Source organism: Streptomyces sp. NPDC004629, assembly GCF_042873595.1.
Taxonomy (GTDB): Bacteria; Actinomycetota; Actinomycetes; order Streptomycetales; family Streptomycetaceae; genus Streptomyces.
This window is the reverse complement of the sequence record NZ_JBIALO010000018.1, coordinates 114,758-138,201: the sequence shown is the minus strand read 5'-3', so window position 1 is coordinate 138,201 and position 23,444 is coordinate 114,758. Positions and strand designations below refer to the sequence as shown.

Sequence of the window (23,444 nt, the reverse complement as noted above, 5' to 3'; positions counted from 1 at the left end):
CGCCCCCCGCGGTGCGGTGCCCGTCGTCGGTCGGGTGCGGCGCCGTCGTGGCCGGTTGCGCCGTTCCCCGCGCCCCCACGGTGCGGTGCCGGTCGTCGGTCGGGTGCGGCGCCGTCGTGGCTCGTCGCGCCGTTCCCCGCGCCCCTACGGTGCGGTGCGGGTCGTCGGTCGGGTGCGGCGCCGTCGTGGCCTGTCGCGCCGTTCCCCGCGCCCCTTGAGGGGCGCGGGGGTGATCGGTCGGGTGCGGGGGCGTCGTGGCCTGTCGCGCCGTTTTCCGTGGGCCTTCGGTGGGGGCGCGGGGTTGCGCAGGAGCGGGTCTTTGAGGGTGGGGTCCTTGGGTTCGGGGGGACGTGGGGTGTCTCACACCCCGGCCCCGCGTCCCGTCCACCCCCGGCAGGTGCGAAGATGGAGCCCGGCAGGACAGGGCCCCACCACAGGGCCGAAGAAAGAGCGGCCGGACACCAGCCGACCGACCGGTCAACCCCGGGATGGGACCAAGGGGCCCGGCGTACGGCGCACATGCATGGAGGACGTGACGTGGCGAACGACGCCAGCACCGTTTTCGACCTAGTGATCCTCGGCGGTGGCAGCGGTGGTTACGCCGCGGCGCTGCGCGGGGCTCAGCTGGGCCTGGACGTCGCCCTGATCGAGAAGGACAAGGTCGGCGGCACCTGCCTGCACCGGGGTTGCATCCCCACCAAGGCCCTGCTGCACGCGGGCGAGATCGCCGACCAGGCCCGCGAGAGCGAGCAGTTCGGTGTCAAGACCACCTTCGAGGGCATCGACGTACCGGCCGTCCACAAGTACAAGGACGGCGTGGTCGCCGGCCTGTACAAGGGTCTGCAGGGCCTGATCGCCTCCCGCAAGGTTACCTACATCGAGGGTGAGGGCCGACTGTCCTCCCCGACCTCCGTCGACGTGAACGGCCGACGCGTCCAGGGCCGGCACGTCCTGCTCGCGACCGGTTCCGTGCCGAAGTCCCTGCCGGGCCTGGTGATCGACGGCAACCGCATCATCTCCTCCGACCACGCCCTCGTCCTGGACCGCGTGCCGCAGTCCGCGATCATCCTGGGCGGCGGGGTCATCGGCGTCGAGTTCGCCTCGGCGTGGAAGTCGTTCGGTTCGGACGTCACGGTCATCGAGGGCCTCAAGCACCTCGTCCCGGTCGAGGACGAGAACTCCTCCAAGCTCCTTGAGCGCGCCTTCCGCAAGCGCGGCATCAAGTTCAACCTCGGCACCTTCTTCGAGAAGGCCGAGTACACCCAGAACGGGGTCAAGGTCACCCTCGCCGACGGCAAGGAGTTCGAGGCCGAGGTCCTGCTCGTCGCCGTCGGCCGCGGCCCGGTCTCCCAGGGCCTCGGCTACGAGGAGCAGGGTGTCGCCACGGACCGCGGTTACGTCCTGGTAGACGAGTACATGCGTACCAACGTCCCCTCCATCTCCGCCGTCGGTGACCTCGTCCCGACCCTCCAGCTCGCGCACGTCGGTTTCGCCGAGGGCATCCTGGTGGCGGAGCGGCTGGCCGGTCTGAAGGTCGTTCCGATCGACTACGACGGTGTGCCGCGGGTGACGTACTGCCACCCGGAGGTCGCCTCCGTCGGCATCACCGAGGCCAAGGCCAAGGAGATCTACGGCGCGGACAAGGTCGTCGCTCTGAAGTACAACCTGGCGGGCAACGGCAAGAGCAAGATCCTGAACACCGCGGGCGAGATCAAGCTCGTCCAGGTCAAGGACGGTGCCGTGGTCGGCGTCCACATGGTCGGCGACCGCATGGGCGAGCAGGTCGGCGAGGCCCAGCTGATCTACAACTGGGAGGCGCTGCCCGCCGAGGTGGCCCAGCTCATCCACGCCCACCCGACGCAGAACGAGGCGCTCGGCGAGGCCCACCTGGCCCTGGCCGGCAAGCCCCTCCACTCCCACGACTGAGCCTTCGGTCTACGGGCGCGACGACACAGACTTCCGCAATTCGTTAGGAGCAACCGAAACCATGGCGGTTTCCGTAACCCTTCCGGCGCTCGGCGAGAGCGTCACCGAGGGCACTGTCACCCGCTGGCTGAAGGCCGAGGGCGAACGCGTCGAGGCCGACGAGCCACTGCTTGAGGTCTCGACCGACAAGGTGGACACCGAGATTCCCTCGCCCGCCGCGGGCGTCCTCGCCTCCATCAAGGTCGCCGAGGACGAGACCGTCGAGGTCGGCGCCGAACTGGCCGTGATCGACGACGGCACCGGTGCGACCGCCGCCGCACCGGCACCCGCTGCCGCCGCGGCCCCCGCCCCGGCCGCCGCACCGGCTCCGGTCGCCGAGGCCCCGGCCGCACCGGCTCCGGCTCCGGTCGCCGAAGCCCCGGCCGCACCGGCTCCGGCCGCGGCCCCCGCTGCCCCCGCTCCGGCCGGTGGCGCCGAGGGCACGGACGTGGTCCTGCCCGCGCTCGGTGAGTCCGTCACCGAGGGCACCGTCACCCGCTGGCTGAAGTCGGTCGGCGACAGCGTCGAGGCCGACGAGCCGCTGCTTGAGGTCTCGACCGACAAGGTGGACACCGAGATCCCGGCGCCCGCCGCGGGCGTGCTGCTGGAGATCGTGGTGGGCGAGGACGAGACCGCCGAGGTCGGCGCCAAGCTCGCCGTCATCGGCGCCGCCGGCGCCGCCCCCGCCCCGGCCGCTCCTGCCCCGGCCGCCGCTCCGGCGCCCGCGCAGGCCGCCCCCCCGGCCCCGGCCCCCGCCGCACCGCCGGCTCCGGCTCCGGCTCCGGTCCAGCCCGCTGCCCCGGCCCCGGCTGCGGTTCAGCCCGCTGCCCCGGCCCCCGCTCCGGCCGCCCCGGCTCCGGTCACCCCGGCCGCTCCCGCTCCCGCCGCGATCGCCGGTGACGAGGGCGCCTACGTGACCCCGCTGGTGCGCAAGCTCGCCGCCGAGAACGGCGTCGATCTGGCCACCGTCAAGGGCACCGGCGTCGGCGGCCGTATCCGCAAGCAGGACGTCATCGCCGCCGCCGAGGCCGCGAAGGCCGCCGCCGCTGTCCCGGCCCAGGCCGTTGCCCCGGCCGCCCAGAAGGCCGCGCCGAAGCTGGAGGTCTCCCCCCTCCGCGGCCAGACCGTCAAGATGCCCCGCATCCGCAAGGTCATCGGCGACAACATGGTCAAGGCGCTGCACGAGCAGGCCCAGCTGTCGTCGGTCGTCGAGGTCGACGTCACCCGCCTGATGCGGCTGCGTGCCCAGGCGAAGGACTCCTTCGCGGCGCGCGAGGGCGTCAAGCTCTCCCCGATGCCGTTCTTCGTCAAGGCCGCCGCGCAGGCGCTGAAGGCCCACCCGGTCATCAACGCCAAGATCAACGAGGCCGAGGGGACCATCACCTACTTCGACGCCGAGAACATCGGTATCGCGGTGGACTCCGAGAAGGGCCTGATGACCCCGGTCATCAAGAACGCCGGCGACCTCAACATCGCGGGCATCGCCAAGGCCACGGCCGACCTGGCCGGCAAGGTCCGCGGCAACAAGATCACGCCGGACGAGCTGGCCGGTGCGACCTTCACCATCAGCAACACCGGTTCCCGCGGGGCGCTGTTCGACACGATCATCGTGCCGCCGGGCCAGGTCGCGATCCTCGGTATCGGCGCCACGGTCAAGCGTCCGGCCGTCATCGAGACGGAGGAGGGCACGGTCATCGGCGTCCGCGACATGACGTACCTGACCCTCTCCTACGACCACCGCCTGGTGGACGGCGCCGACGCGGCCCGCTACCTCACCGCGGTCAAGGCCATCCTGGAGGCAGGCGAGTTCGAGGTAGAACTGGGCCTGTAACTCCCCCACCCCCGCCCCCGCCCGACCCCCGGGCGGGGGCCCCGTCATATCCCCCCACCTCACCCCCTCCGAGGGGCACGCTTTGACGAGCACGAGGAGCTACTCAACCCGCACCAAACAACCGACGCTCAACCCACCCCCCTAGGGGCGCGAGGAACTGCGCGACAAGCCACAACCAACCCGCACCAAACAACGAACGCTCAACCACCCCCTAGGGGCGCGGGGAACTGCGCAACCAGCCACAACCCACCCGCACCAAACAACGCACCCCCACCACCCCCTCAGGGGCGCGAGGAACTGCGCAACCAGCCAAACGCACCCCGCACGTGCCCCGAAAACAGCACCCCCCACCCCCCAGGCGCCCCGGCCAAAACCAAACTGTAAGCCTCGTCTCACCTGCACGAAAGCGCCCCCACACGCCCTACCCGCGGAGCGAACCGGCCGTATTGTCTAAACGTCAATGCCCCCGGGGGCCGATGCGCGGCCCCTCCCTAAGGAGCCGTCATGACCGCGCCCGTCGTCCACTCGCTGCGCGAACAGATCCGCGAGCACATCGTGGAGGGAATCGTCAGCGGGCGCTGGAAGCCGGGCGAGCGGATCGTGGAGCGGCGGATCGCGACCGAGCTGGAGGTCAGCCAGACCCCCGTACGGGAGGCCCTGCGGGAGCTGGAGTCGCTGCGGCTGATCGAGTCGGCGCCGAACAAGGGCGTACGCGTGCGCAATCTGACGGCCGCCGACCTGGAGGAGAGCTACCCGGTGCGGGCCGGTCTTGAGGCCATCGCGGCGGAGCTGGCGGCCGAGCGGCTGGCCCGGGACTGCTCGGCGCTGGAGCCGCACGTCGCCGCCCTGTACGAGGCCGACCGCAGGTCCGACGGCACGGCCCAGGTGCGGCACACCGTGGCCTTCCACCGCGAGCTGGTCCGCGCGGCGGGCAATTCGGTGCTGCTGCACACGTGGGAGGGCCTGGGCATCGAGGTGTTCACGGCGCTGTCGATCCGCTGGCTGGGCACCGTGCAGCAGTCCTACGCCGAGGAACACGAGGATCTGGTGGCCGCGTTCAAGAGACGCGACCCGCTCATCGCAGAGCTGGTAAAGGCCCACGTCCTGGGCTGCGCCCCAAGACCCTAAAAACAACACCGCACCCCGCCGCGCCCCGCACTCCACCGCAACCCAACCCTCGCCGCGCCCGGAACCCACACCCCACAACGCCCCACACCCTGCCGCGGCACGCACCCCGCACCGACACAACCACACTCCGCACCGCCGCAACCACACTCCGCCGCGCCCCGGATCCCACACCCCGCGCCCCACAACCCCGATCCCAGCCCCAGCCCCAGCCCCCAACCTCAGCCACCCAGCCACCCCAGCCACCCCGCCCCCAACCCGCACCCATCACCCCCACCCCGGCCCCTCCCCCAAACGCCGCTCCACCTGCGACAACACCGACAAACCGCCGTCACCCGGTGCCACCGCCGGAGGCACCCCGTGCCGAGTTTCTCGGAATCGAGAGGTTTTGCCCGTCAACCCTTTGATCGATCATCGATCAGCGAGTTACAGTCACCGACGGACTACCACCCGAGTCCAAGCCCTGTCCTGCCAAAGACCAAGGGCACCCCTGAACTCTTACCCGATAAGGGAACCCCCTTCGACTGAGGAAGGCGGCGACATGACCGACCCCAACGCCATCCAGCCGAGCGCGCTCGACCAGCTCCCGGACCGCGACCCAGAGGAGACCGCCGAATGGCGGGCCTCGCTCGACGCCGTCGCCAGGGAGGCCGGGCCGCACCGCGCCGCGTATCTGATGCGTCGCACGCTGGAGCGCGCCGAGGCGGCCGGTGTCGCGCTGCCGAAGCTGCTCGAAACCGACTACGTCAACACCATCCCCACCGCCGCCGAGCCGGCCGTACCCGGCGACGAGGCCATGGAGGCGCGGATCACCGCCTGGAACCGCTGGAACGCGGCGGCGATGGTGACCCGGGGCAGCAAGCACGGCGTCGGCGGCCACATCGCCACCTTCGCCTCCGCCGCCTGGCTGTACGAGACCGGCTTCAACCACTTCTTCCACGGCAAGGAGGGCGACGGCTCCGGCGACCAGCTGTACGTCCAGGGCCACGCCTCCCCCGGCATCTACGCCCGCGCCTTCCTCGACGGCCGGCTCGGCGAGACGCAGCTCGACAACTTCCGCCAGGAGGCTGGCGGCAACGGCCTGCCGTCCTACCCGCACCCGCGCCGCCTGCCCTGGCTGTGGGAGTTCCCGACGGTGTCGATGGGCCTCGGCCCGCTGTCGGCGATCTACCAGGCGCGCTTCAACCGGTATCTGACGGCGCGCGGCATCAAGGACGTCTCCGCCTCGCACGTGTGGGCGTTCCTCGGCGACGGCGAGATGGACGAGCCCGAGTCGACGGCCGCGCTCGCGCTGGCGGCGCGTGAGGAACTGGACAACCTCACCTTCGTCATCAACTGCAACCTGCAGCGCCTCGACGGTCCGGTGCGCGCCAACTTCAAGATCGTGCAGGAGCTGGAGGCCCAGTTCCGCGGCGCCGGCTGGAACGTCGTCAAGTCGCTGTGGGGTTCGGCCTGGGACGAGCTGTTCGCCCTCGACACCACCGGCGCGCTGGTACGCCGGCTGCGCGAGGTACCGGACGCGCAGGTCCAGACGTACCAGACCCGGGACGCCGCCTACATCCGCGAGGACTTCTTCGGCAAGGACCCGGCGCTCGTCGAGATGGCGAAGCTGCTGAGCGACGACAAGATCACGGAGTGCTTCCACCTCTCCCGCGGTGGTCACGAGGCCCGCAAGGTCTACGCGGCCTACCGGGCCGCCCTCGCGCACAAGGGCGCTCCGACCGTCATCCTGGCCCAGACCGTCAAGGGCTTCACCCTCGGCGAGGGCTTCGCGTCGAAGAACGCCAACCACCAGATGAAGAAGCTGACGGTGGACGAGTTCAGGACGATGCGCGACCTGCTGGAGCTGCCGATCCCGGACAGCGCCTTCGCCGACGGTCAGGTGCCCTACGGCCACCCGGGCGCCGACTCCCCCGAGGTGCGCTACCTCCAGGAGCGGCGCGCGGCGCTCGGCGGCCCGGCCCCGGCCCGCCGCGTGCACCCGCTGGCCCCGCTGCCCGCGCCCGCCGACAAGTCCTTCGCCGCCTTCGACAAGGGCTCCGGTACGCAGAGCGTGGCGACCACCATGGCGTTCGTCCGGCTGGTCAAGGACCTGGTCCGCGACAAGGAGACCGGCAGGCGCTGGGTGCCGATCGTGCCGGACGAGGCGCGCACCTTCGGCATGGAGTCGCTGTTCCCCTCGCTCGGCATCTACTCGCCCAAGGGCCAGACCTACGAGCCGGTCGACCGCGACCAGCTGATGTACTACAAGGAGGCCAAGAACGGCCAGATCCTCAACGAGGGGATCACCGAGGCCGGTTCGATGGCCGACTTCATCGCCGCTTCGACGTCGTACGCGACGCACGGCGAGGCGATGATCCCGTTCTACATCTTCTACTCGATGTTCGGCTGGCAGCGCACGGCCGACCAGATGTGGCAGCTCGGCGACCAGCTCGGCCGCGGCTTCCTGGTCGGCGCCACGGCCGGCCGGACCACGCTGACCGGTGAGGGCCTCCAGCACGCCGACGGCCACTCCCCCGTCATCGCCGCGACCAACCCGGCGGCGCTGACGTACGACCCGGCATTCGCGTACGAGATCGCGACGATCGTCAAGGACGGTCTGCGCCGGATGTACGGCCAGGCCGCGCCGGGCGAGGACTCGAACGTCTTCTACTACCTGACCGTCTACAACGAGCCGCTGCCGCAGCCGGCCAAACCGTCGGCCGCCGGTATCGACGAGGGCATCGTCAAGGGCCTGTACCGCTTCAACACGGCGGAGTCGGCGGGGCTCGCCCCGTCGGCCAACGCCCCGCGGATCCAGCTGCTGGGTTCCGGTACGGCCATCCACTGGGCGCTGGCCGCGCAGAAGCTGCTCGCCGAGGAGTGGGGGGTGGCGGCCGACGTCTGGTCGGCGACGTCCTGGACGGAGCTGCGGCGGGACGCGATGGAGGCCGACGCGGCGCTGCTGCGCGGCGAGGACCGGGTGCCGTACGTCCGTCGGGCGCTCCAGGGCGCCGAGGGCCCGGTGCTCGCGGTCTCCGACTACATGCGTCAGGTGCCGGACCAGATCGCGCAGTGGGTGGAGCAGGACTACTCCTCGCTGGGCACCGACGGCTTCGGTCTGTCGGACACCCGCCCGGCCGCCCGCCGCCACTTCGGCGTCGACGCGGAGTCGATCGTCGTCGCGGCGCTGGCCCACCTCGCCCGGCGCGGCGAGGTGAAGACCACGTCGGTGAAGGAGGCCCGCGAGCGGTACGGACTGTAGGAACACCGGTCACCGTGCCCCCGGTGACGGCCCCCCGCCGCACCGGGGGGCCGTCACCGGGGGTGCGGTCCGTACGGCCGGGTGGGCCCCGTTGTCAGAGGGGGGCGGCATCATGGGGGGATGCGTGCTGCTCGGCTGATCAAGATGGTGCTGCTGTTGCAGTCCCGGCCCTCGATGACCGCCGCCGAACTCGCCAAGGAACTGGAGGTGTCGGAGCGGACCGTCACCCGGGACGCGCAGGCCCTGTCGGAGGCGGGGATTCCGGTGTACGCGGACCGTGGGCGGGCCGGCGGGTACCGGCTGATCGGCGGGTACCGTACGCGGCTGACGGGGCTGGCGCGCGGCGAGGCCGAGGCGCTGTTCCTGAGCGGGGTGCCGGGGGCGCTGCGCGACATGGGGCTTGAGGACGCGGCCTCAGCGGCGCGGCTGAAGGTGTCCGCCGCGCTGCTGCCCTCTGTGCGGGACGCCCCGCGGACGGCCGCGCAGCGGTTCCATCTGGACGCGCCCGGCTGGTTCCGGGAGCCGGAGACGCCCGAACTGCTGCCCGCGGTCGCCGAGGCGGTCTGGGACGATCGCGGTCTCACGGCCCGCTACCGCCGCGGCGAGACCGAGGTGGAGCGCACGCTGGAGCCGTACGGGCTGGTGTTGAAGGCCGGCGCCTGGTACCTGTGCGCGCGGGTGCCGGACGCGGACGCGTTCCGGACCTACCGGGTGGACCGGTTCACGGCCGTCGACGGCTCGGGCCCCCGCTTCGCCCGGGACGAGGAGTTCGACCTGCCCGGCTTCTGGGCCGCACAGGCGGAGCGGTTCGCCCGGTCGCTGCTGCGCACCGAGGTCGTCGTACGGCTGTCCGCGCAGGGGGTGCGGCGGCTCGGGTACGCCGTCGATCCGCTCTCCGCGCGGGAGGCGCTGCGGTCCGCGGGCGAGGCGGACGCACAGGGGTGGGTGACGGCGACCCTGCCGGTGGAGTCCGAGGAGGTCGCGCACGCGCAGCTCACCGCGCTCGGCCCGGAGGTCGAGGTGCTGGCGCCCGCGGCGCTGCGGGACCGGTTCGCGCGGGACGCCGTCCGGACCGCCCGGCTGTACCGGGGCTGACGGTTCCGCGGGCACTCCGCGTGCGTCCCGCCCGCGCAGGCCCGATGCTGGAGCCGTGATGGACGAGATGGAGTTCTGGGAGCTGGTGGACGCCGCCCGCGAGGCCGCGGAGGGCGACCCGGAGGACCAGGCGGACCTGCTCGTGGAGCGGCTGGGCCGGCTCGACCCGGAGGCGGTGCTTGACTTCGCCCGTCACTTCGAGTCCCGCTACAACCGTGCCTACCGCTGGGACCTGTGGGGCGCGGCCTGGGTGCTGCTGGACGGGGCGAGCGACGACGCGTTCGACTTCTTCCGCTGCTGGCTGATCGGGCAGGGCCGGGACGTCTTCGAGGGCGCCCTGCACGACCCGGACTCGCTGGCCGATCTGCTGGAGGACTTCGACGAGGAGATCGACGGCGACGGCGAGGAACTGGGCTACGCGGCGGACGAGGCGTACGAGCAGCTCACCGGCACGGTGGCCCCGGACCTGGGGCTGGCGCCCGCGCCCGCCGAGCCGGAGGGCACGCCGCTCGACTTCGAGAACGAGGGGGTCCTCGCGCAGCGGTATCCGAAGCTGTGGGACCGGTTCCGGGGCTGAGCGGGTGGCCGGCCCGAGCAGCACGGCGCCGACGACGCACACGACCGTCCAGGGCCCATGGGCCGACCGGCCCCGACCGCGAGCCGCCGCACCGGGCTGCTGCGCCCCCCTCACGACTCCCGCGGTCCCCGTGCCGGCGCTGCGCACGCTGGTCTCCGGGGGGGCTGGTGCCGTTCCTGGGCTTCCTGGGCTTCCTGTGCTTCCCGTGACCCCCGTGTCACTGCTGTGCATGATCCCTGCCTTCGGTCGGCTGCTGTCGTCCACGACCGTAGGGCGGGCGGCTCTGTGCGGGCTGCGCGGCGGCTGTGGTGTTCCTGTGCGCCGGGCTCACCGCCGCCCTTGCAGGCGTGCCGCCGTGTTCCTGATGTCGGGGAGCTTGGCGGTCAGGGCCGCGCCGGGGCAGCTGGTCGGGAACCCGGCGTCATGGCCGGAGACGGCCGGCAGGGCGGCGACGGCACCTACCGGATAGCGGCTGCGGCCGTTGCTGGACACCAGGCGGGTGCCGGCCCGCGGATCGACACCGGCCAGACCCAGCTTCCAGGCGGTCAGGGCGGCGATCGCGTCGGTCATGGCGCGGGGCACGGGGATGCCGGCGGTGAAGGTGCCGATGGCGGCGATGCCGGCGGTGCGGTGGTTGAAGCCCTGGGCATGGGCGCCGGTGACGGCGCGTTCGATGCCGCCCGCGCGGCCCTCGTAGATGGTGCCGCAGCGGTCGACGAGGAAGTTGTAGCCGATGTCGTCCCAGTGGCGACCGGTGGTCTGCCCCGCGTACAGGCGGCGGATCACCTCGGGCGTTGTGGCGCAGGTGTAGTCGTTGGGCGAGTCGGTGTGATGGACGAAGACGGCGACGACCGCGTCGTCGTAGCGCGGGGGCGGCTGGGTGCGGCGCACGGTGGCGTCCAGCCAGGCGGAGCGCGGGCGGATGGGGGGCTGGGGAGCCTGGTAGGGCGGCGCGCTGCGCGGTGCCGCGGGCCGCGGCAGCACCACGGGGCTCTGCACGCCGCGGGCGCACAGCAGCAGCGTGAGGCCGGCGGCGACGCCGGGCAGACAGGCGGCGAGCGCCAGGACCGCCCGGGGTACGCGGCGCACGCCGCGTCGCCGTGTCCGCCACCGCGTTCTTGTGATGACCCACATGTTCCCCACTGTGGGTTGCTTACGGCACGCCCGCGATGTGTGCTCTGCCACCCGGTGGAACCATCGTCCCGGTCCGCGGCGTTTTCGTGGGTACACGCGGACGTGGCGGGTTCCGGTCCGTCCCCGGCGCGGGACTGATCACCGGGAGCGTTCCGCCCGTATAAGGGGTCCGAGAGAAAGGCGGCTCCGTGGACCTGCTCGATGTGCTGCTTGTGCTGGTGGTTCTCCTGTACGCGGCGTCCGGCTACCGGCGCGGCCTGGTGGCGGGCTGTGTCTCGCTGGCCGGTTTCGTGGGCGGCGCGATCGTCGGGGTGTGGGTCCTGCCGTGGGTGATGGACCTGGTCACCCGCGGGACGACCGCGGCGACGGTGACCGCCGTGCTGACAGTGCTCGTTCCCGCGGCGGTCGGGCACGAACTGGCGGGGCGGCTCGCGCTGCGGCTGCGGCGCGAACTGGACCGGGGGCCGCTGCGGGCGGCCGACGGGCTGGGCGGCGCGGCGGCCAACGCGGCGGCCGTGCTGATCGTGGCGTGGGTGGCGGCGAGCGTGCTGGGCGCGTCGTCGTCGCCGCTGGTGACGTCCGCGATCCGGAACTCGGCGGTGCTGGGCGCGGTGCAGAACGCGATGCCGGACACCACGCCGGCGTGGTTCTCACGCGCCACGTCCGCGCTCACCGAGGCGGGCTTCCCGCAGGTGTTCAACCCGTTCGAGAACGAGTCGACGGCCGAGGTCGCCCGGCCGTCCGGCGACAGCGTCACGGCCGGCGCCCTGAACGCCGCGCGGACGAGCACGGTGAAGATCGAGGGCGTCTCGGGCAGCCAGGGCCGCGAGGGCAGCGGATTCGTGTACGCGCCGCGGCATGTGATGACGAACGCGCACGTGGTGGCGGGCATCGACAACCCGAGCGTGCGGGTGGGCGGCGTCGGGCGGGTGTACGCGTCCCGGGTGGTGCTGTTCGACCCGCAGAAGGACGTGGCCGTGCTGTACGTGCCGCGGCTGAGCGCGCCCGCGCTGAACTTCGACGAGGGCGCGCGGCGCGGCGAGCCGGCGGTGGTCGCGGGCTATCCGCAGGACGGCGGCCTCGACCTCCAGGCGGCCACGGTGGCGAACCGGATCCGGGCGACCGGCCAGAACATCTACAACGACGCCACGGTCACCCGTGAGATCTATTCGATCCGCTCGACGGTGCGCCCCGGCAACTCCGGCGGTCCGCTGCTGACCACCGATGGCCGGGTCTTCGGCGTGGTCTTCGCGCGCTCCACCTCGGACGCCGAGACGGGCTACGTCCTGACGGCGGACGAGGTGGCGGGCGACGCCCGGCGCGCGGCTACCGCGACGACGCCGGTGGGCACGGGCGCTCTGGTCAGCTCGTGAGGCTCACAGCGGGCGCCCCATGAGCACGTCGTCGACGTACTCGCCGGCCAGCAGGAACTCCGCGGGCAGCACCCCTTCGACGGCGAAGCCCTCGGACTCGTAGAGCCGCCGGGCGGGCGTGTTGTGCCCGAGGACGCGCAGGGTGATGCGGCGGGCGCCGCGCCGCCGCGCCTCGTCCTGCACGGCCCGCAGCAGCGCCCGGCCGACGCCGGCGCCGCGAGCCGCGTCGGCGACGGCCAGCCCCTGGATCTGGCGGACATGCACGTTGCAGGCCAGCGAGGTGGGCAGGGCGAGCCGGATGTAGCCCACGAGGACGCCGTCGAGTTCCGCGACGAGATGGTCCTCGGGTCCGCAGCGCTCGGTGAAGAACGGCGGGTAGGGCGGCCGGGGCCTCGGCTGCACGGCGTGCAGCGGTGACCAGGTGGCCCGGTCGAGGAGGCTCAGCGCCTCCTCGTCCTCGGGGGTGGCGCGGCGTATGTGCGGTTCGGGCATGGCGGTCACTGTAGGCCGGGGAGGCGGAAGGTCGCCCCGGGTTTGCGGCGGGCGCCGGGCAGGATGGGGGCATGGAACGTTCGCGAATCGCGGTGGCCGGGGCGTCCGGTCTCATCGGCGGTGCTCTGGTGCGGTCCCTGACGGCGGACGGGTACGAGGTGGTGCGGCTGGTCCGGCGCGCGCCCGCCGGTCCCGGCGAGGTCCGCTGGGACCCGGAGCGGCGGTCCGTGGACGCGGCCGGGCTGGCCGGCTGCGCCGCCGTGGTCAACCTGGCGGGCGCCGGGGTGGGCGACCACCGGTGGACGGACGCCTACAAGCGGCGGATCCGGGACAGCCGGGTGCTGGGCACGGAGACGCTGGCGCGGGCCGTCGCGGCGCTGGAGGAGCCGCCGCGGGTGTTCGTGAACGGCAGCGCGATCGGCTACTACGGCACGACGGGGAGCCGGGTCGTGGACGAGGGGGCGCCGCCGGGGGACGGTTTCCTGCCGTCCCTGTGCGTGGCGTGGGAGGCGGCGACGGGGCCCGCGCGGCAGGCCGGGATCCGGACGGTGCACGCGCGCACCGGGCTGGTGGTGAGCCGCCGGGGTGGTGCCTTCGGGCGGCTGTTCCCGCTGTTCCGGGCCGGGCTCGGGGGGCGGCTCGGCGACGGGCGGCAGTACTGGTCGTTCATCGCGCTGCACGACACGGTCGCCGCGCTGCGTCATCTCATCGACACCGAGGAGCTGTCCGGCCCGGTGAATCTGACCGCTCCGCAGCCGGTGACGAACCGTGAGATCACCGCGGCCATGGGCCGGGTGCTGCACCGGCCGACGCTCCTCGCGGTGCCGGCCCCCGTGCTGCGGACGGTGCTGGGCGAGCTGGCCGGGGATGTGCTGGGCAGTCAGCGGGTGGTGCCCAAGCGGCTGTTGGAGTCGGGGTTCGCCTTTGCGTTCCCCGGGGTCGAGGACGCGATCCGTGCCGCCTGATGAACTCCTGTGACCGTATGCGACCGTCGTGCGACCGTGCCCTGTCGATGCGCGACTGTCCTTGCCTCATCACGGCCCTACCCTCGACCCGAACTCGGGTATTCCTGCTGCCTGTCGGGGGCACGAGGTCCCCACCGGCCGCGCAACGTCGAGGAGGAGCCTCGTGCTTGAGCCCGTGTACCAGGCGGACGTCGTCGTCGTGGGAGCCGGGATCGCCGGTCTGTCGGCGGCCCATCGCCTCACCAGCGCAGGTGTGACGACCGCGGTCCTGGAAGCCGCCCCGTGCGTCGGCGGCCGCATGTCGACGGAGAAGGTCGACGGTTTCCGGCTCGACCGGATCGGACGGCTCCTGTCCACGTCGTATCCGGAACTGCGCCTGACGCCCGGGCTCGACGCCCTCGTCCTGCGCACCTTCGCGCCGGGCGTACTGCTGCACCACGACGGGCGCCGGCAACGCGCGGGCACCCCGGCGGGCGCGGGGAGCGCAAGGGGCGCACTCCATGCCGTGCGCGCCTTGGCGGGCGCCCCCAGGGGCTCGGCCGCGCCCTCCGCACGGGCGAGCGCCCGCTCCCTCGACATCGGCGCGCCCCTGCGGCTGCGCGCCCTGCTCGGCCGGATCGCCACGACCCCCGTCGAGCGCCTGCTGGCCCGCCCCGAACTCCCTGCAGCCCAGGCCCTCGTGGCCCGCGGCATGCCCGTCCGCACGGTCGACGGCTTTCTGCGTCCGCTGCTCGCCGCCCTGCTGTGCGACCCGGAGCTGAGCACGTCCAGCCGGTGCGCCGACCTCGCGCTGCGCTCGTTCGCCGGCGGCCGGCTGTGCGTGCCGGAGGGCGGGGCCGAGGCGCTGCCGGAGCTGCTGGCCGGCGCGCTGCCGCCGGGCACCGTGCACACCGGGGTCCGGGTCACCTCCGTCTCCACGACGTCGGTGACCACCGCCGAGCACGGCGAGATCCGCTGCCGTGCGGTCCTGCTCGCGACCGACGCGCGCGCCGCCGCCGAGCTGCTGCCGGGCCTGCGGGTGCCGGACTTCCACCCGGTGACCGTGGTGCACCACACGACGGACGAGCCCCCGGCGACGGGCGCCTCGCTGCTGCTCGACGCCGACCGCGGCGGCCCGGTCGCGCACACCGCGGTCGTCAGCGAGGTCGACCCGAGCCGCGCACCCGCGGGCCGTGCCCTGGTCTCCTCGACGGTCCTGGGCGCTCCCCCGGAGGGCGTCGACACGGCCGTACGCATGCATCTGTCCCGGCTCTACGGCATCTCGACGCACCGCTGGGAGACCCTGGCCGTGCACCACACCCCCGAGGCGGTGCCCGCGATGCGCCCGCCGCACGATCTGCGCCGCCCGGTGCGGCTGCTGGCGGGCCTGTATGTGTGCGGCGACCACCGCGACACCAGCACCGTCCAGGGCGCGCTGCACTCCGCCCGCCGCGCCGCCTCGGCGATCCTGGCGGACCTGGGCGCGGCCGGTTCCATGCACCGCGCGGACCCGCTGCCCGCCACGCGGAAAGCCGCCTGACCCCCACAGGGAACGGCACGACCAAGCGCCCCAAAGGGGCGCGGGGAACGGCGCGACCAGCCCCGACGAACCCGCACCCGCCAATCCACCGAACCCCCCGTGCCCTCAGGCGCCCCCGGTTCAGCCGAGCGCCGCGACCTTGTCGCGGTACCCGCGCACCGGCGCGGCGTCCTTGTACGGCTCCAGCCGCCGCTCGAAGTCCCTGACGTACTCCAGCGCGCGCACCGAACGCATCTCCGTGGCCTGCCCGGCGGCCTCCGCGCCCAGCGCGCACGCCTGGTCGAGTTCGCCAAGGCCGAGGCGGGCGGTGGCGAGGACGACCCGGCAGAACAGCCGGCTGCGGGCGTATGCCGGGGCGCGCAGATGCAGGGAGCGTTCGGCGTGCTGGGCGGCGGCCCGGTACTGCTGGAGGTCACGGTGGCAGTGCCCGAACTCGTCGGCGAGCTGCGCCTCGTCGAAGAACCGCGCCCAGTGCGGCACCTCGTCACCGGGCCGGGCCGCCTCCAGGGCGCGCTCGGCCCGCACCAGTGCGCCGGTGCACGCCCGCACCTCGCCGAGCACGCCGTGCGCACGCGCCTCGACGGAGTGCAGCAGGGCCTGCACCACGGGCGGGGCGCCGGTCCCGACCCCCTGCTGTGCCACCCGCGCCAGCTGGACGGCCTCCCGCCCGTGCCCGAGGTAGACGGCCTGGCGGCTCATGGTGACCAGCACATAGGAGCCGTACGCCCGGTCCCCCGCCACCTGGGCGAGCCGCAGCGCCTGCACGAAGTAGCGCTGGGCCAGTCCGTGCGCGGCGATGTCGTACGACGTCCAGCCGACGAGCCGGGTGAGATCGGCCGCCGCGGCGAACAGCCGGCGGCCGGTCTGCTCGCCGTAGACGCCGCGCAGCATCGGCTCGCACTCGTGCTCCAGGTAGCGCACCAGGGCCTGCCGGGCGTGCCCGCCGCCGTACTGGTGGTCGAGGGCCCGGAACAGCTCGCAGACGGAGCGCAGCGCGGCGATGTCACCGCCGGTGACCCTGTGCGGGACCCCGCGGTCGGCCTGGCCGCGCGGACGCGGCGGGACGTGCGCCACCCGAGCGACGGGGGCGGGGGGCCGCGTCGACGACAGGGGGCCGCCCTGTGCGGGCACCCGGGGGGCGGGCTCGCTGCGGGCCACCCTGTCGTCGGCCCGGCCGATCAGCCAGTCCCGGCTTGGCACCACGAGCCCCGCCGCGGTGAACGCGATCTTGCGCAGCTCGGTGTGGCTGCCGGAGTCCTTGCGCCACAGCCCGCTGACGATGTCGACGGCCTCCTCGGGGCTGGCCGCGAACTCCAGCCCGGCGTAGACCGGAGCGCAGGCGTCCAGGCCGAGGTCCTGGGCGGTGAGCCGGCGGCCGAGCCGGCGGGTGAAGACCTCCGCGATCAGGGCGGGCGTGGTGCCCCGCGGCTGCTGCCCCCGAAGCCATCTGGTCACCGACGTCTTGTCGTATCTGAGGTCCAGTCCGTGTTCCAGACCGAGCTGGTCCACGCGGCGGGCCAGACCCGCGTTGGAGAACCCCGCTTCCGCGATGAGCGCGGCGAGCTGGCGGTTGGGAGTGCGCTGCGCGGGTCGTTCCGTCATATGCGGTACGGTCTCCTGCCTCCCGGGCCGACATGCCCGGATTGCCTGTGAGCAGACCTTATGGCCTCATGAACGGCGCGAATGTAGCGGAGAGTGAGCAGCGACTCGCACATCTCGACGCTCATTCATTCGATCGTGTGAGGAGGGACCGCGAAGCTGACGCGTGACGGCCGGACGTACAGTGGCTTGGGCGCGTTACGTGCCTGACACACCCTTCGCCCTAGGGAGGCGCTTGCCGTGAGTGAGTTGCGGTTCGTCCGCATGGGGTTCGGCGCGGATGCCGTCGAGTACCAGGAGGCGTGGGACGAACAGCGCCGGGTGCACGCGGCACGGTTCGCCGACGAGGTCCCCGACACCGTTCTGCTGCTGGAGCACCCGCCCGTCTACACCGCGGGCCGGCGCACCGTGGACAGCGAACGGCCGCTCGACGGCACGCCGGTCGTCGACGTGGACCGCGGCGGCAAGATCACCTGGCACGGCCCCGGCCAGCTCGTCGGCTACCCGATCCAGAAGCTCCCGCGCCCGGTCGACGTCGTCGCCCACGTGCGGCGCCTGGAGGAAGCGCTGATCCGCACCTGCGCGGAGTACGGCCTGGCGACCACCCGGGTCGAGGGCCGCAGCGGGGTGTGGGTGCTCGGCGACCCGGTCGAGCAGCGCCCGGCGGTCGGGGGGCTCTCCCTGGACTTCGACCCGCGTCTGACCGACGAGGAGTTCGACCCCCGCCTCAACGGCCCGGAGTACGCCCCGTCCAACGCCGGCCAGCGGCGCGAGGACCGCAAGATCGCCGCGATCGGCATCCGCGTCGCCAAGGGCGTCACGATGCACGGCTTCGCCTTCAACGTGAACCCGGACAACGCCTGGTTCGACCGGATCATCCCGTGCGGCATCCGGGACGCGGGCGTCACCTCGCTCGCCGCGGAGCTGGACCGCGACATCACGGTCGAGGAGATCCTGCCGACGGTCGAGCGCCACCTCAGCGACATCCTGGAGAACGCGGACCTCAAGCCCCGCGAAGTCGAACGAACTCCGGCGGCATAACCCCCACCACATGACGACAAGACCCGGCCCAGGCAGCCCGTACGGCCCTGGACATCATGGCCGGGCATCCCCGCCCTGGACGACAGGGCCCGGCCCAAACAGCCCGTCCGGCGTTTGAGGACGAGGCCGTCCAGGCCGAAGCGGGGCCGCGGGGCCCGCACCACCGCCGACCACACAAAGGCATAAAACCTCCCCCGGCACTTGACCACAGAGCCCGGCCCAGGCAGCCCGTCCGGCGTTTGAGGACGAGGCCGTCCAGGCCGAAGCGGGGGCCCGGGGGCGGCAGCCCTCCGCAGGGGCCGGCACCACCGCCGGGCATTCAAATCAGCGGGCGTACCCTTAAAGTCGCCGAAGAATCAATCGCTAGGGAGCCGGTCGTGTCCGCAGTCGCACCAGACGGACGCAAGATGCTGCGCCTGGAGGTCCGCAACAGCCAGACCCCCATCGAGCGCAAGCCCGAGTGGATCAAGACCCGGGCGAAAATGGGCCCCGAGTACACGAAGATGCAGAACCTGGTCAAGAGCGAGGGTCTGCACACGGTCTGCCAGGAAGCCGGCTGCCCGAACATCTACGAGTGCTGGGAGGACCGCGAGGCGACGTTCCTCATCGGCGGCGACCAGTGCACCCGGCGCTGCGACTTCTGTCAGATCGACACCGGCAGGCCCGCGGCGCTCGACCGCGACGAGCCGCGCCGGGTGGGCGAGTCCGTGGTCACCATGGACCTGAACTACGCCACCGTCACCGGCGTCGCCCGTGACGACCTGGCGGACGGCGGCGCCTGGCTGTACGCCGAGACCGTGCGCCAGATCCACCAGCAGACGGCGGACCGCGAGGGCGGCCGTACGAAGGTGGAGCTGCTGGCCCCCGACTTCAACGCCGTCCCGGAGCAGCTGGCCGAGGTCTTCTCCTCGCGCCCCGAGGTCTTCGCGCACAACGTGGAGACGGTGCCCCGGATCTTCAAGCGGATCCGTCCCGGCTTCCGCTACGAGCGCTCCCTGAAGGTCATCACCGACGCCCGCGACTACGGCCTGGTCACCAAGTCCAACCTGATCCTCGGCATGGGCGAGACCCGCGAGGAGGTCAGCGACGCGCTCCGGCAGCTGCACGAGGCGGGCTGCGAGCTGGTCACCATCACGCAGTATCTGCGTCCTTCCGTGCGCCATCACCCCGTGGAGCGCTGGGTCAAGCCGCAGGAGTTCGTCGAACTGAAGGAGGAAGCCGAGCAGATCGGCTTCTCGGGCGTGATGTCGGGGCCGCTGGTACGGTCCTCCTACCGTGCCGGGCGGCTGTACCAGATGGCCGTCGAGAAGCGCGGTGCGTTCGTCGCCGCCCAGGCGGTCTGAGACACCGTCACTTCCCTTGCGCGGGAAGGGGACTCGGGCTCGTATGAGTTCGCGCACACCCCATTACCCGCCAGTAGAGCCCGGGTGGGCCGCGGCCCCGGCCGTCCTCGCAGATGAGAGGCGCGCGTCGGGGCCGTGTCACCGTTTCGGATCCCCGAATCAAGGCTTCATCGGTGTTTGACCGGTCGGTCACGTCCTGGTAACACCAAACCGTGACCCTGGACTCACGCCACGTGCACCCGTTCCCGGAGCCGTATCGAGGGGGGACCTCCATGCAGGCAGCGCCCGTTCGCGCCACCGCCATCCCGAGCTTCACCGACGCGCTCCGCGCCGTCGAGTCCCTGCTGATGAGCGGCGGTCAGCGCACCGCACGCCGCAACGCCTGGACCTCCGTCCTGGAGGACCGCCGCCGCGCCCAGGACCGGGTCGAGGCGCAGCGCGTCCTGGACCAGGCCGCCACCCGCTCCTGACGCCGCGCACCGTCCTGGAGCCACCGTCGGGACACTGCCGTCGAAGGCGCTTCCGGGGCCACGTAGACTTCGTGACATGGCGAGGAAGGAAACCGCAGCGGACGCTGCGAACACCGGGCGACTGAAGCAGATCGCCCTGACGTACAAGATGACCCGCAAGGCCGACAAGAAGATCGGTCTTGTACTCGCGGCTGTCGGCATCGCCACCTTCGGTGTCTTCCTCGCGATCGGCTTCCTGATCGGTCACCCGGTCTATCTCGGCATCCTGGGGCTGCTGCTCGCCTTCCTCGCGACGGCGATCGTCTTCGGCCGCCGCGCCGAACGGGCCGCGTTCGGTCAGATGGAGGGCCAGCCGGGCGCCGCCGCGGCCGTCCTCGACAACATCGGCCGGGGCTGGACGACGACCCCCGCGGTGGCGATGAACCGCAGTCAGGACGTGGTGCACCGGGCCGTCGGCAAGGCCGGCATCGTGCTGGTGGCCGAGGGCAACCCGAACCGCGTGAAGAGCCTGCTGGTCGCAGAGAAGAAGAAGATGAACCGCATCGTGGCGGACGTGCCGGTGCATGACCTGATCGTCGGCACGGGCGAGGACCAGGTCGCGCTGAAGAAGCTGCGCACGACCATGCTGAAGTTCCCGCGCGTCCTGACCGGCCCGCAGGTGACCGCCACCAACGACCGGCTGCGCGCCCTGGGCGACCTGATGAGCAACATGCCGCTGCCGAAGGGCCCGATGCCCAAGGGCATGCGGATGCCGAAGGGCGGCCCGAAGGCCCGCTGACCGCCTACGACGAAGGGGGGCGCCCGGAGATCTCCGGGCGCCCCCCTTCGTCGTAGGCGCAAGCCATGCGCTCTGTCGTTACTCGTGAGCCACGCCCCGGGCCCTGGGCGCCCCGGAGCAGGCCCTCAGACGCGGACCTCCACCGTGCGGGCCAGGCGGTCGTGCAGGCCACGGCCGTCGCGGTCCCAGATGAGCGCGGGCAGGGCGAGGAACAGCAGGACCGTGCGCAGCAGGACGCGCAGCGGGTTGACGCGGCCGGTGTCGAGCGCGACCACCCGGAGGCCGAAGAGCCGCTTGCCCGGTGTGAAGCCGACCGTACCGACGGTGAGCAGGATCAGCGCGAAGAGGATGATCGGGGCCCAGACCTGGGCCGCACGGTTGTAGCTGTCCGTGATCAGACCGTATGCGATCAAGAGGCACAGCCCCCAGTCCACGGCCAGCGCGCCCAGCCGCCGTCCCGGGCGGGCGATCGAACCCGGCCCCTGCTCCGGCAGCCCGAGCTGTTCACCCCGGTATCCGAAGTCGGCACCGGCCTCTTCCATGGCCGCGCGCGGCCCGGAGAGCCACGACCCCATTGCTTGCCTGTTGTCCACCCGTCCACGGTACTGCGCCCGGGAATGACCGGGAGACGGCGGGGTCCGTCGGGGCTACCGTGGAAGCCGGCCCGGTTAACTTCTGCGAAACAAATGGGTCACGCCTGAGAAATCACCCGTGCCTAGGGTCGAGCCAGCGTGTGCCACCGCACTGGCCGCACGAACGAACTACCACCCCGGCGACAGGACGGTCGGGAGTAGGAGGAGCTGGATGTTCCAGAACGCCGACGAGGCCAAGAAGTTCATCGCGGACGAGGACGTCAAGTTCATCGACGTCCGCTTCTGCGACCTGCCGGGCGTGATGCAGCACTTCACGGTGCCGGTCGAGGCGTTCGACCCGGACGACGAGCTGGCCTTCGACGGGTCCTCGATCCGTGGCTTCCAGGCCATTCACGAGTCCGACATGGCGCTGCGCGCCGACCTGTCGACCGCCCGGGTGGACCCGTTCCGCCGGGACAAGACCCTCAACATCAACTTTTTCATCCACGACCCGATCACGGGCGAGCAGTACTCCCGTGACCCGCGCAACGTGGCGAAGAAGGCCGAGGCCTACCTCGCCTCCACCGGGATCGCGGACACCGCGTACTTCGGTCCCGAGGCCGAGTTCTACGTCTTCGACTCCGTCCGCTTCGCCACCAGCGCGAACGAGTCCTTCTACCACATCGACTCCGAGGCGGGCGCCTGGAACACCGGTGCGCTGGAGGACAACCGCGGTTACAAGGTCCGCTACAAGGGCGGCTACTTCCCGGTCCCGCCGGTCGACCACTTCGCCGATCTGCGTGCCGAGATCTCCCTGGAGCTGGACCGGGCGGGCCTGAAGGTCGAGCGTCAGCACCACGAGGTGGGCACGGCGGGCCAGGCCGAGATCAACTACAAGTTCAACACGCTGCTCGCCGCCGCCGACGACCTTCAGCTCTTCAAGTACATCGTGAAGAACGTCGCCTGGCGCAACGGCAAGACCGCGACCTTCATGCCGAAGCCGATCTTCGGTGACAACGGTTCGGGCATGCACGTCCACCAGTCGCTGTGGACCGGCGGCGACCCGCTGTTCTACGACGAGCAGGGTTACGCCGGCCTGTCGGACACCGCCCGCTACTACATCGGCGGCATCCTCAAGCACGCCCCGTCGCTGCTGGCCTTCACCAACCCGACGGTGAACTCGTACCACCGTCTGGTGCCCGGCTTCGAGGCCCCGGTCAACCTGGTCTACTCGCAGCGCAACCGCTCCGCGGCCATGCGTATCCCGATCACGGGCTCCAACCCGAAGGCCAAGCGCGTCGAGTTCCGCGCGCCCGACTCCTCCGGTAACCCGTACCTCGCCTTCTCGGCGCTGCTGCTCGCAGGCCTGGACGGCATCAAGAACAAGATCGAGCCGGCCGAGCCGATCGACAAGGACCTGTACGAGCTGGCCCCCGAGGAGCACGCCGGCGTCCCGCAGGTGCCGACCTCGCTCCCGGCGGTCCTGGACTCCCTGGAGGCCGACCACGAGTTCCTGCTCGCGGGCGACGTCTTCACGTCCGACCTGATCGAGACCTGGATCGACTTCAAGCGCACGAACGAGATCGCCCCCCTCCAGCTCCGCCCCCACCCGCACGAGTTCGAGCTGTACTTCGACGTGTGACAGGCGGCGTGGCTCGACAAGGCGCGCCCTCCCACGGAAACCGAAGCCCCCGCCAGCCGGGGGCTTCACCGTTTCCCGCAAAGGGGCGCGGGGAACTGCGCAATCAACCACAACGGCGCCCCAGCCCGACAACCGACAGCCACCCCCCGAAGGGGCGCGGGGAACTGCGCGATCAACCACGACGGCGAGCCAGCCGACAACCGGCAGGTACCCCCTCAAGGGGCGCGGGGAACTGCGCAATCAACCACAACGGCGCCCCAGCCCGACGACCGACAGCCACCCCCGGAGGATGGCGCAGCCGACAACCGACAGCTACCCCCGGAGCGTATGGTTTCTGTACGGCTGTTCGACAGGGGTGACGGGGAGACACGGGGATGCCGGTACAGGACGACGGCGAGCGCGAGTTCGATCTGAAGTGGGCGGACGACGCCGAGCACAAGGAGCCGTCCGCGCGGGCCAGGATGCTCGCCGCCCAGTGGAAGGAGAACCCACCGGACCCGGCCCCGTTCCGCGCCGCCCCGGAGCCGGTCGTGCCCCGCAGGTCGTCATGGGTGTCGACCGTGATCGTGCTCGGCTGCGTCGCCGCGGTGATCCTGCTGCTGGGCTGGGCCCAGATGCGCTCGACCTACTAGGGCCGGCCAGGGCACGGAGGAGCGGCCGGTCGGCGCCGTAACCGCGG

The 23,444-nt window shown here is 72.1% G+C and carries 19 protein-coding genes; 15 read left to right on the top strand and 4 right to left on the bottom strand.

Annotated features, from left to right (window positions below; translation table 11 throughout):
• Positions 1–537 precede the first annotated feature (537 nt).
• The 6 genes from lpdA to ACFYTE_RS26460 all read left to right on the top strand — a co-directional run bounded on the left by lpdA (position 538) and on the right by ACFYTE_RS26460 (position 9,837).
• On the top strand, positions 538–1,926 hold the full coding sequence (gene lpdA / locus ACFYTE_RS26485; RefSeq protein WP_388715199.1) for a dihydrolipoyl dehydrogenase: 1,389 nt from the start codon (positions 538–540) through the stop codon (positions 1,924–1,926).
• A gap of 61 nt (positions 1,927–1,987) precedes the next feature.
• A complete protein-coding gene (gene sucB, locus ACFYTE_RS26480; protein ID WP_388715196.1) occupies positions 1,988–3,796 on the top strand; it encodes a 2-oxoglutarate dehydrogenase, E2 component, dihydrolipoamide succinyltransferase in 1,809 nt (602 codons plus the stop codon).
• Between the two features lie 504 nt (positions 3,797–4,300).
• Entirely contained in the window at positions 4,301–4,924 is a 624-nt protein-coding gene (locus ACFYTE_RS26475; RefSeq protein WP_388715193.1) for a GntR family transcriptional regulator, read from the top strand.
• Positions 4,925–5,462: 538 nt separating this feature from the next.
• Complete coding sequence (aceE, locus tag ACFYTE_RS26470) at positions 5,463–8,165, top strand: pyruvate dehydrogenase (acetyl-transferring), homodimeric type (protein ID WP_388715190.1); 2,703 nt, start codon at positions 5,463–5,465, stop codon at positions 8,163–8,165.
• 120 nt (positions 8,166–8,285) lie between these two features.
• Complete coding sequence (locus ACFYTE_RS26465) at positions 8,286–9,260, top strand: helix-turn-helix transcriptional regulator (RefSeq protein ID WP_388715187.1); 975 nt, start codon at positions 8,286–8,288, stop codon at positions 9,258–9,260.
• 58 nt (positions 9,261–9,318) lie between these two features.
• Positions 9,319–9,837, top strand: a complete 519-nt coding sequence (locus ACFYTE_RS26460) for a DUF4240 domain-containing protein (RefSeq protein WP_388715184.1) — start codon at positions 9,319–9,321, stop codon at positions 9,835–9,837.
• 327 nt (positions 9,838–10,164) lie between these two features.
• On the opposite strand, the gene ACFYTE_RS26455 is transcribed toward ACFYTE_RS26460, so the two are convergent.
• Positions 10,165–10,926: a peptidoglycan recognition protein gene (locus ACFYTE_RS26455; RefSeq protein ID WP_388715181.1), complete on the bottom strand. Its 762-nt coding sequence runs from the start codon at positions 10,924–10,926 to the stop codon at positions 10,165–10,167.
• 233 nt (positions 10,927–11,159) lie between these two features.
• On the opposite strand from ACFYTE_RS26455, the gene ACFYTE_RS26450 reads away from it, so the two are divergent.
• Positions 11,160–12,344, top strand: coding sequence for a MarP family serine protease (locus ACFYTE_RS26450; protein WP_388715178.1), 1,185 nt, complete (start codon positions 11,160–11,162; stop codon positions 12,342–12,344).
• 3 nt (positions 12,345–12,347) lie between these two features.
• Here ACFYTE_RS26450 and ACFYTE_RS26445 read toward each other — a convergent pair whose 3' ends face one another.
• Positions 12,348–12,836 (bottom strand): GNAT family N-acetyltransferase, encoded by a 489-nt coding sequence (locus ACFYTE_RS26445; RefSeq protein WP_388715175.1) that lies wholly within the window; start codon positions 12,834–12,836, stop codon positions 12,348–12,350.
• Positions 12,837–12,907: 71 nt separating this feature from the next.
• Here ACFYTE_RS26445 and ACFYTE_RS26440 point away from each other — a divergent pair, with 71 nt between their 5' ends.
• Together ACFYTE_RS26440 and ACFYTE_RS26435 are read left to right on the top strand one after the other, a co-directional pair.
• The gene (locus tag ACFYTE_RS26440) at positions 12,908–13,801 is read left to right on the top strand and encodes a TIGR01777 family oxidoreductase (protein ID WP_388715173.1); all 894 of its coding nucleotides are present in this window, start codon (positions 12,908–12,910) and stop codon (positions 13,799–13,801) included.
• 163 nt (positions 13,802–13,964) lie between these two features.
• Complete coding sequence (locus ACFYTE_RS26435) at positions 13,965–15,320, top strand: NAD(P)/FAD-dependent oxidoreductase (protein WP_388715170.1); 1,356 nt, start codon at positions 13,965–13,967, stop codon at positions 15,318–15,320.
• 120 nt (positions 15,321–15,440) lie between these two features.
• Here ACFYTE_RS26435 and ACFYTE_RS26430 read toward each other — a convergent pair whose 3' ends face one another.
• On the bottom strand, positions 15,441–16,922 hold the full coding sequence (locus ACFYTE_RS26430; protein WP_388715167.1) for a regulator: 1,482 nt from the start codon (positions 16,920–16,922) through the stop codon (positions 15,441–15,443).
• A 237-nt stretch (positions 16,923–17,159) separates the two neighbouring features.
• Between ACFYTE_RS26430 and lipB the strand changes: the two genes are divergently transcribed.
• The 4 genes from lipB (at position 17,160) to ACFYTE_RS26410 (ending at position 20,551) form a co-directional block, all read left to right on the top strand.
• Entirely contained in the window at positions 17,160–17,960 is an 801-nt protein-coding gene (gene lipB / locus ACFYTE_RS26425) for a lipoyl(octanoyl) transferase LipB (protein ID WP_388715164.1), read from the top strand.
• A 377-nt stretch (positions 17,961–18,337) separates the two neighbouring features.
• A complete protein-coding gene (gene lipA / locus ACFYTE_RS26420) occupies positions 18,338–19,303 on the top strand; it encodes a lipoyl synthase (RefSeq protein ID WP_388715161.1) in 966 nt (321 codons plus the stop codon).
• A gap of 272 nt (positions 19,304–19,575) precedes the next feature.
• Positions 19,576–19,773, top strand: a complete 198-nt coding sequence (locus ACFYTE_RS26415; protein ID WP_388715158.1) for a hypothetical protein — start codon at positions 19,576–19,578, stop codon at positions 19,771–19,773.
• 76 nt (positions 19,774–19,849) lie between these two features.
• Positions 19,850–20,551 (top strand): DUF4191 domain-containing protein, encoded by a 702-nt coding sequence (locus ACFYTE_RS26410; RefSeq protein ID WP_388715156.1) that lies wholly within the window; start codon positions 19,850–19,852, stop codon positions 20,549–20,551.
• 125 nt (positions 20,552–20,676) lie between these two features.
• On the opposite strand, the gene ACFYTE_RS26405 is transcribed toward ACFYTE_RS26410, so the two are convergent.
• Positions 20,677–21,144, bottom strand: coding sequence for an RDD family protein (locus ACFYTE_RS26405; RefSeq protein ID WP_388715153.1), 468 nt, complete (start codon positions 21,142–21,144; stop codon positions 20,677–20,679).
• 211 nt (positions 21,145–21,355) lie between these two features.
• On the opposite strand from ACFYTE_RS26405, the gene glnA reads away from it, so the two are divergent.
• Positions 21,356–22,765 (top strand): type I glutamate--ammonia ligase, encoded by a 1,410-nt coding sequence (gene glnA, locus ACFYTE_RS26400; RefSeq protein WP_388715150.1) that lies wholly within the window; start codon positions 21,356–21,358, stop codon positions 22,763–22,765.
• Between the two features lie 374 nt (positions 22,766–23,139).
• Complete coding sequence (locus tag ACFYTE_RS26395; RefSeq protein ID WP_388715147.1) at positions 23,140–23,397, top strand: hypothetical protein; 258 nt, start codon at positions 23,140–23,142, stop codon at positions 23,395–23,397.
• Positions 23,398–23,444: the final 47 nt, after the last annotated feature.

Coding starts and splice junctions, on each gene's coding strand:
- sucB (WP_388715196.1), top strand. CDS start 1,988: ATGGCGGTTTCCGTAACCCTTCCGGCGCTCGGCGAGAGCGTCACCGAG.
- ACFYTE_RS26475 (WP_388715193.1), top strand. CDS start 4,301: ATGACCGCGCCCGTCGTCCACTCGCTGCGCGAACAGATCCGCGAGCAC.
- aceE (WP_388715190.1), top strand. CDS start 5,463: ATGACCGACCCCAACGCCATCCAGCCGAGCGCGCTCGACCAGCTCCCG.
- ACFYTE_RS26465 (WP_388715187.1), top strand. CDS start 8,286: ATGCGTGCTGCTCGGCTGATCAAGATGGTGCTGCTGTTGCAGTCCCGG.
- ACFYTE_RS26460 (WP_388715184.1), top strand. CDS start 9,319: ATGGACGAGATGGAGTTCTGGGAGCTGGTGGACGCCGCCCGCGAGGCC.
- ACFYTE_RS26445 (WP_388715175.1), bottom strand. CDS start 12,836: ATGCCCGAACCGCACATACGCCGCGCCACCCCCGAGGACGAGGAGGCG.
- ACFYTE_RS26440 (WP_388715173.1), top strand. CDS start 12,908: ATGGAACGTTCGCGAATCGCGGTGGCCGGGGCGTCCGGTCTCATCGGC.
- ACFYTE_RS26430 (WP_388715167.1), bottom strand. CDS start 16,922: ATGACGGAACGACCCGCGCAGCGCACTCCCAACCGCCAGCTCGCCGCG.
- ACFYTE_RS26415 (WP_388715158.1), top strand. CDS start 19,576: ATGCAGGCAGCGCCCGTTCGCGCCACCGCCATCCCGAGCTTCACCGAC.
- ACFYTE_RS26410 (WP_388715156.1), top strand. CDS start 19,850: ATGGCGAGGAAGGAAACCGCAGCGGACGCTGCGAACACCGGGCGACTG.
- glnA (WP_388715150.1), top strand. CDS start 21,356: ATGTTCCAGAACGCCGACGAGGCCAAGAAGTTCATCGCGGACGAGGAC.
- ACFYTE_RS26395 (WP_388715147.1), top strand. CDS start 23,140: ATGCCGGTACAGGACGACGGCGAGCGCGAGTTCGATCTGAAGTGGGCG.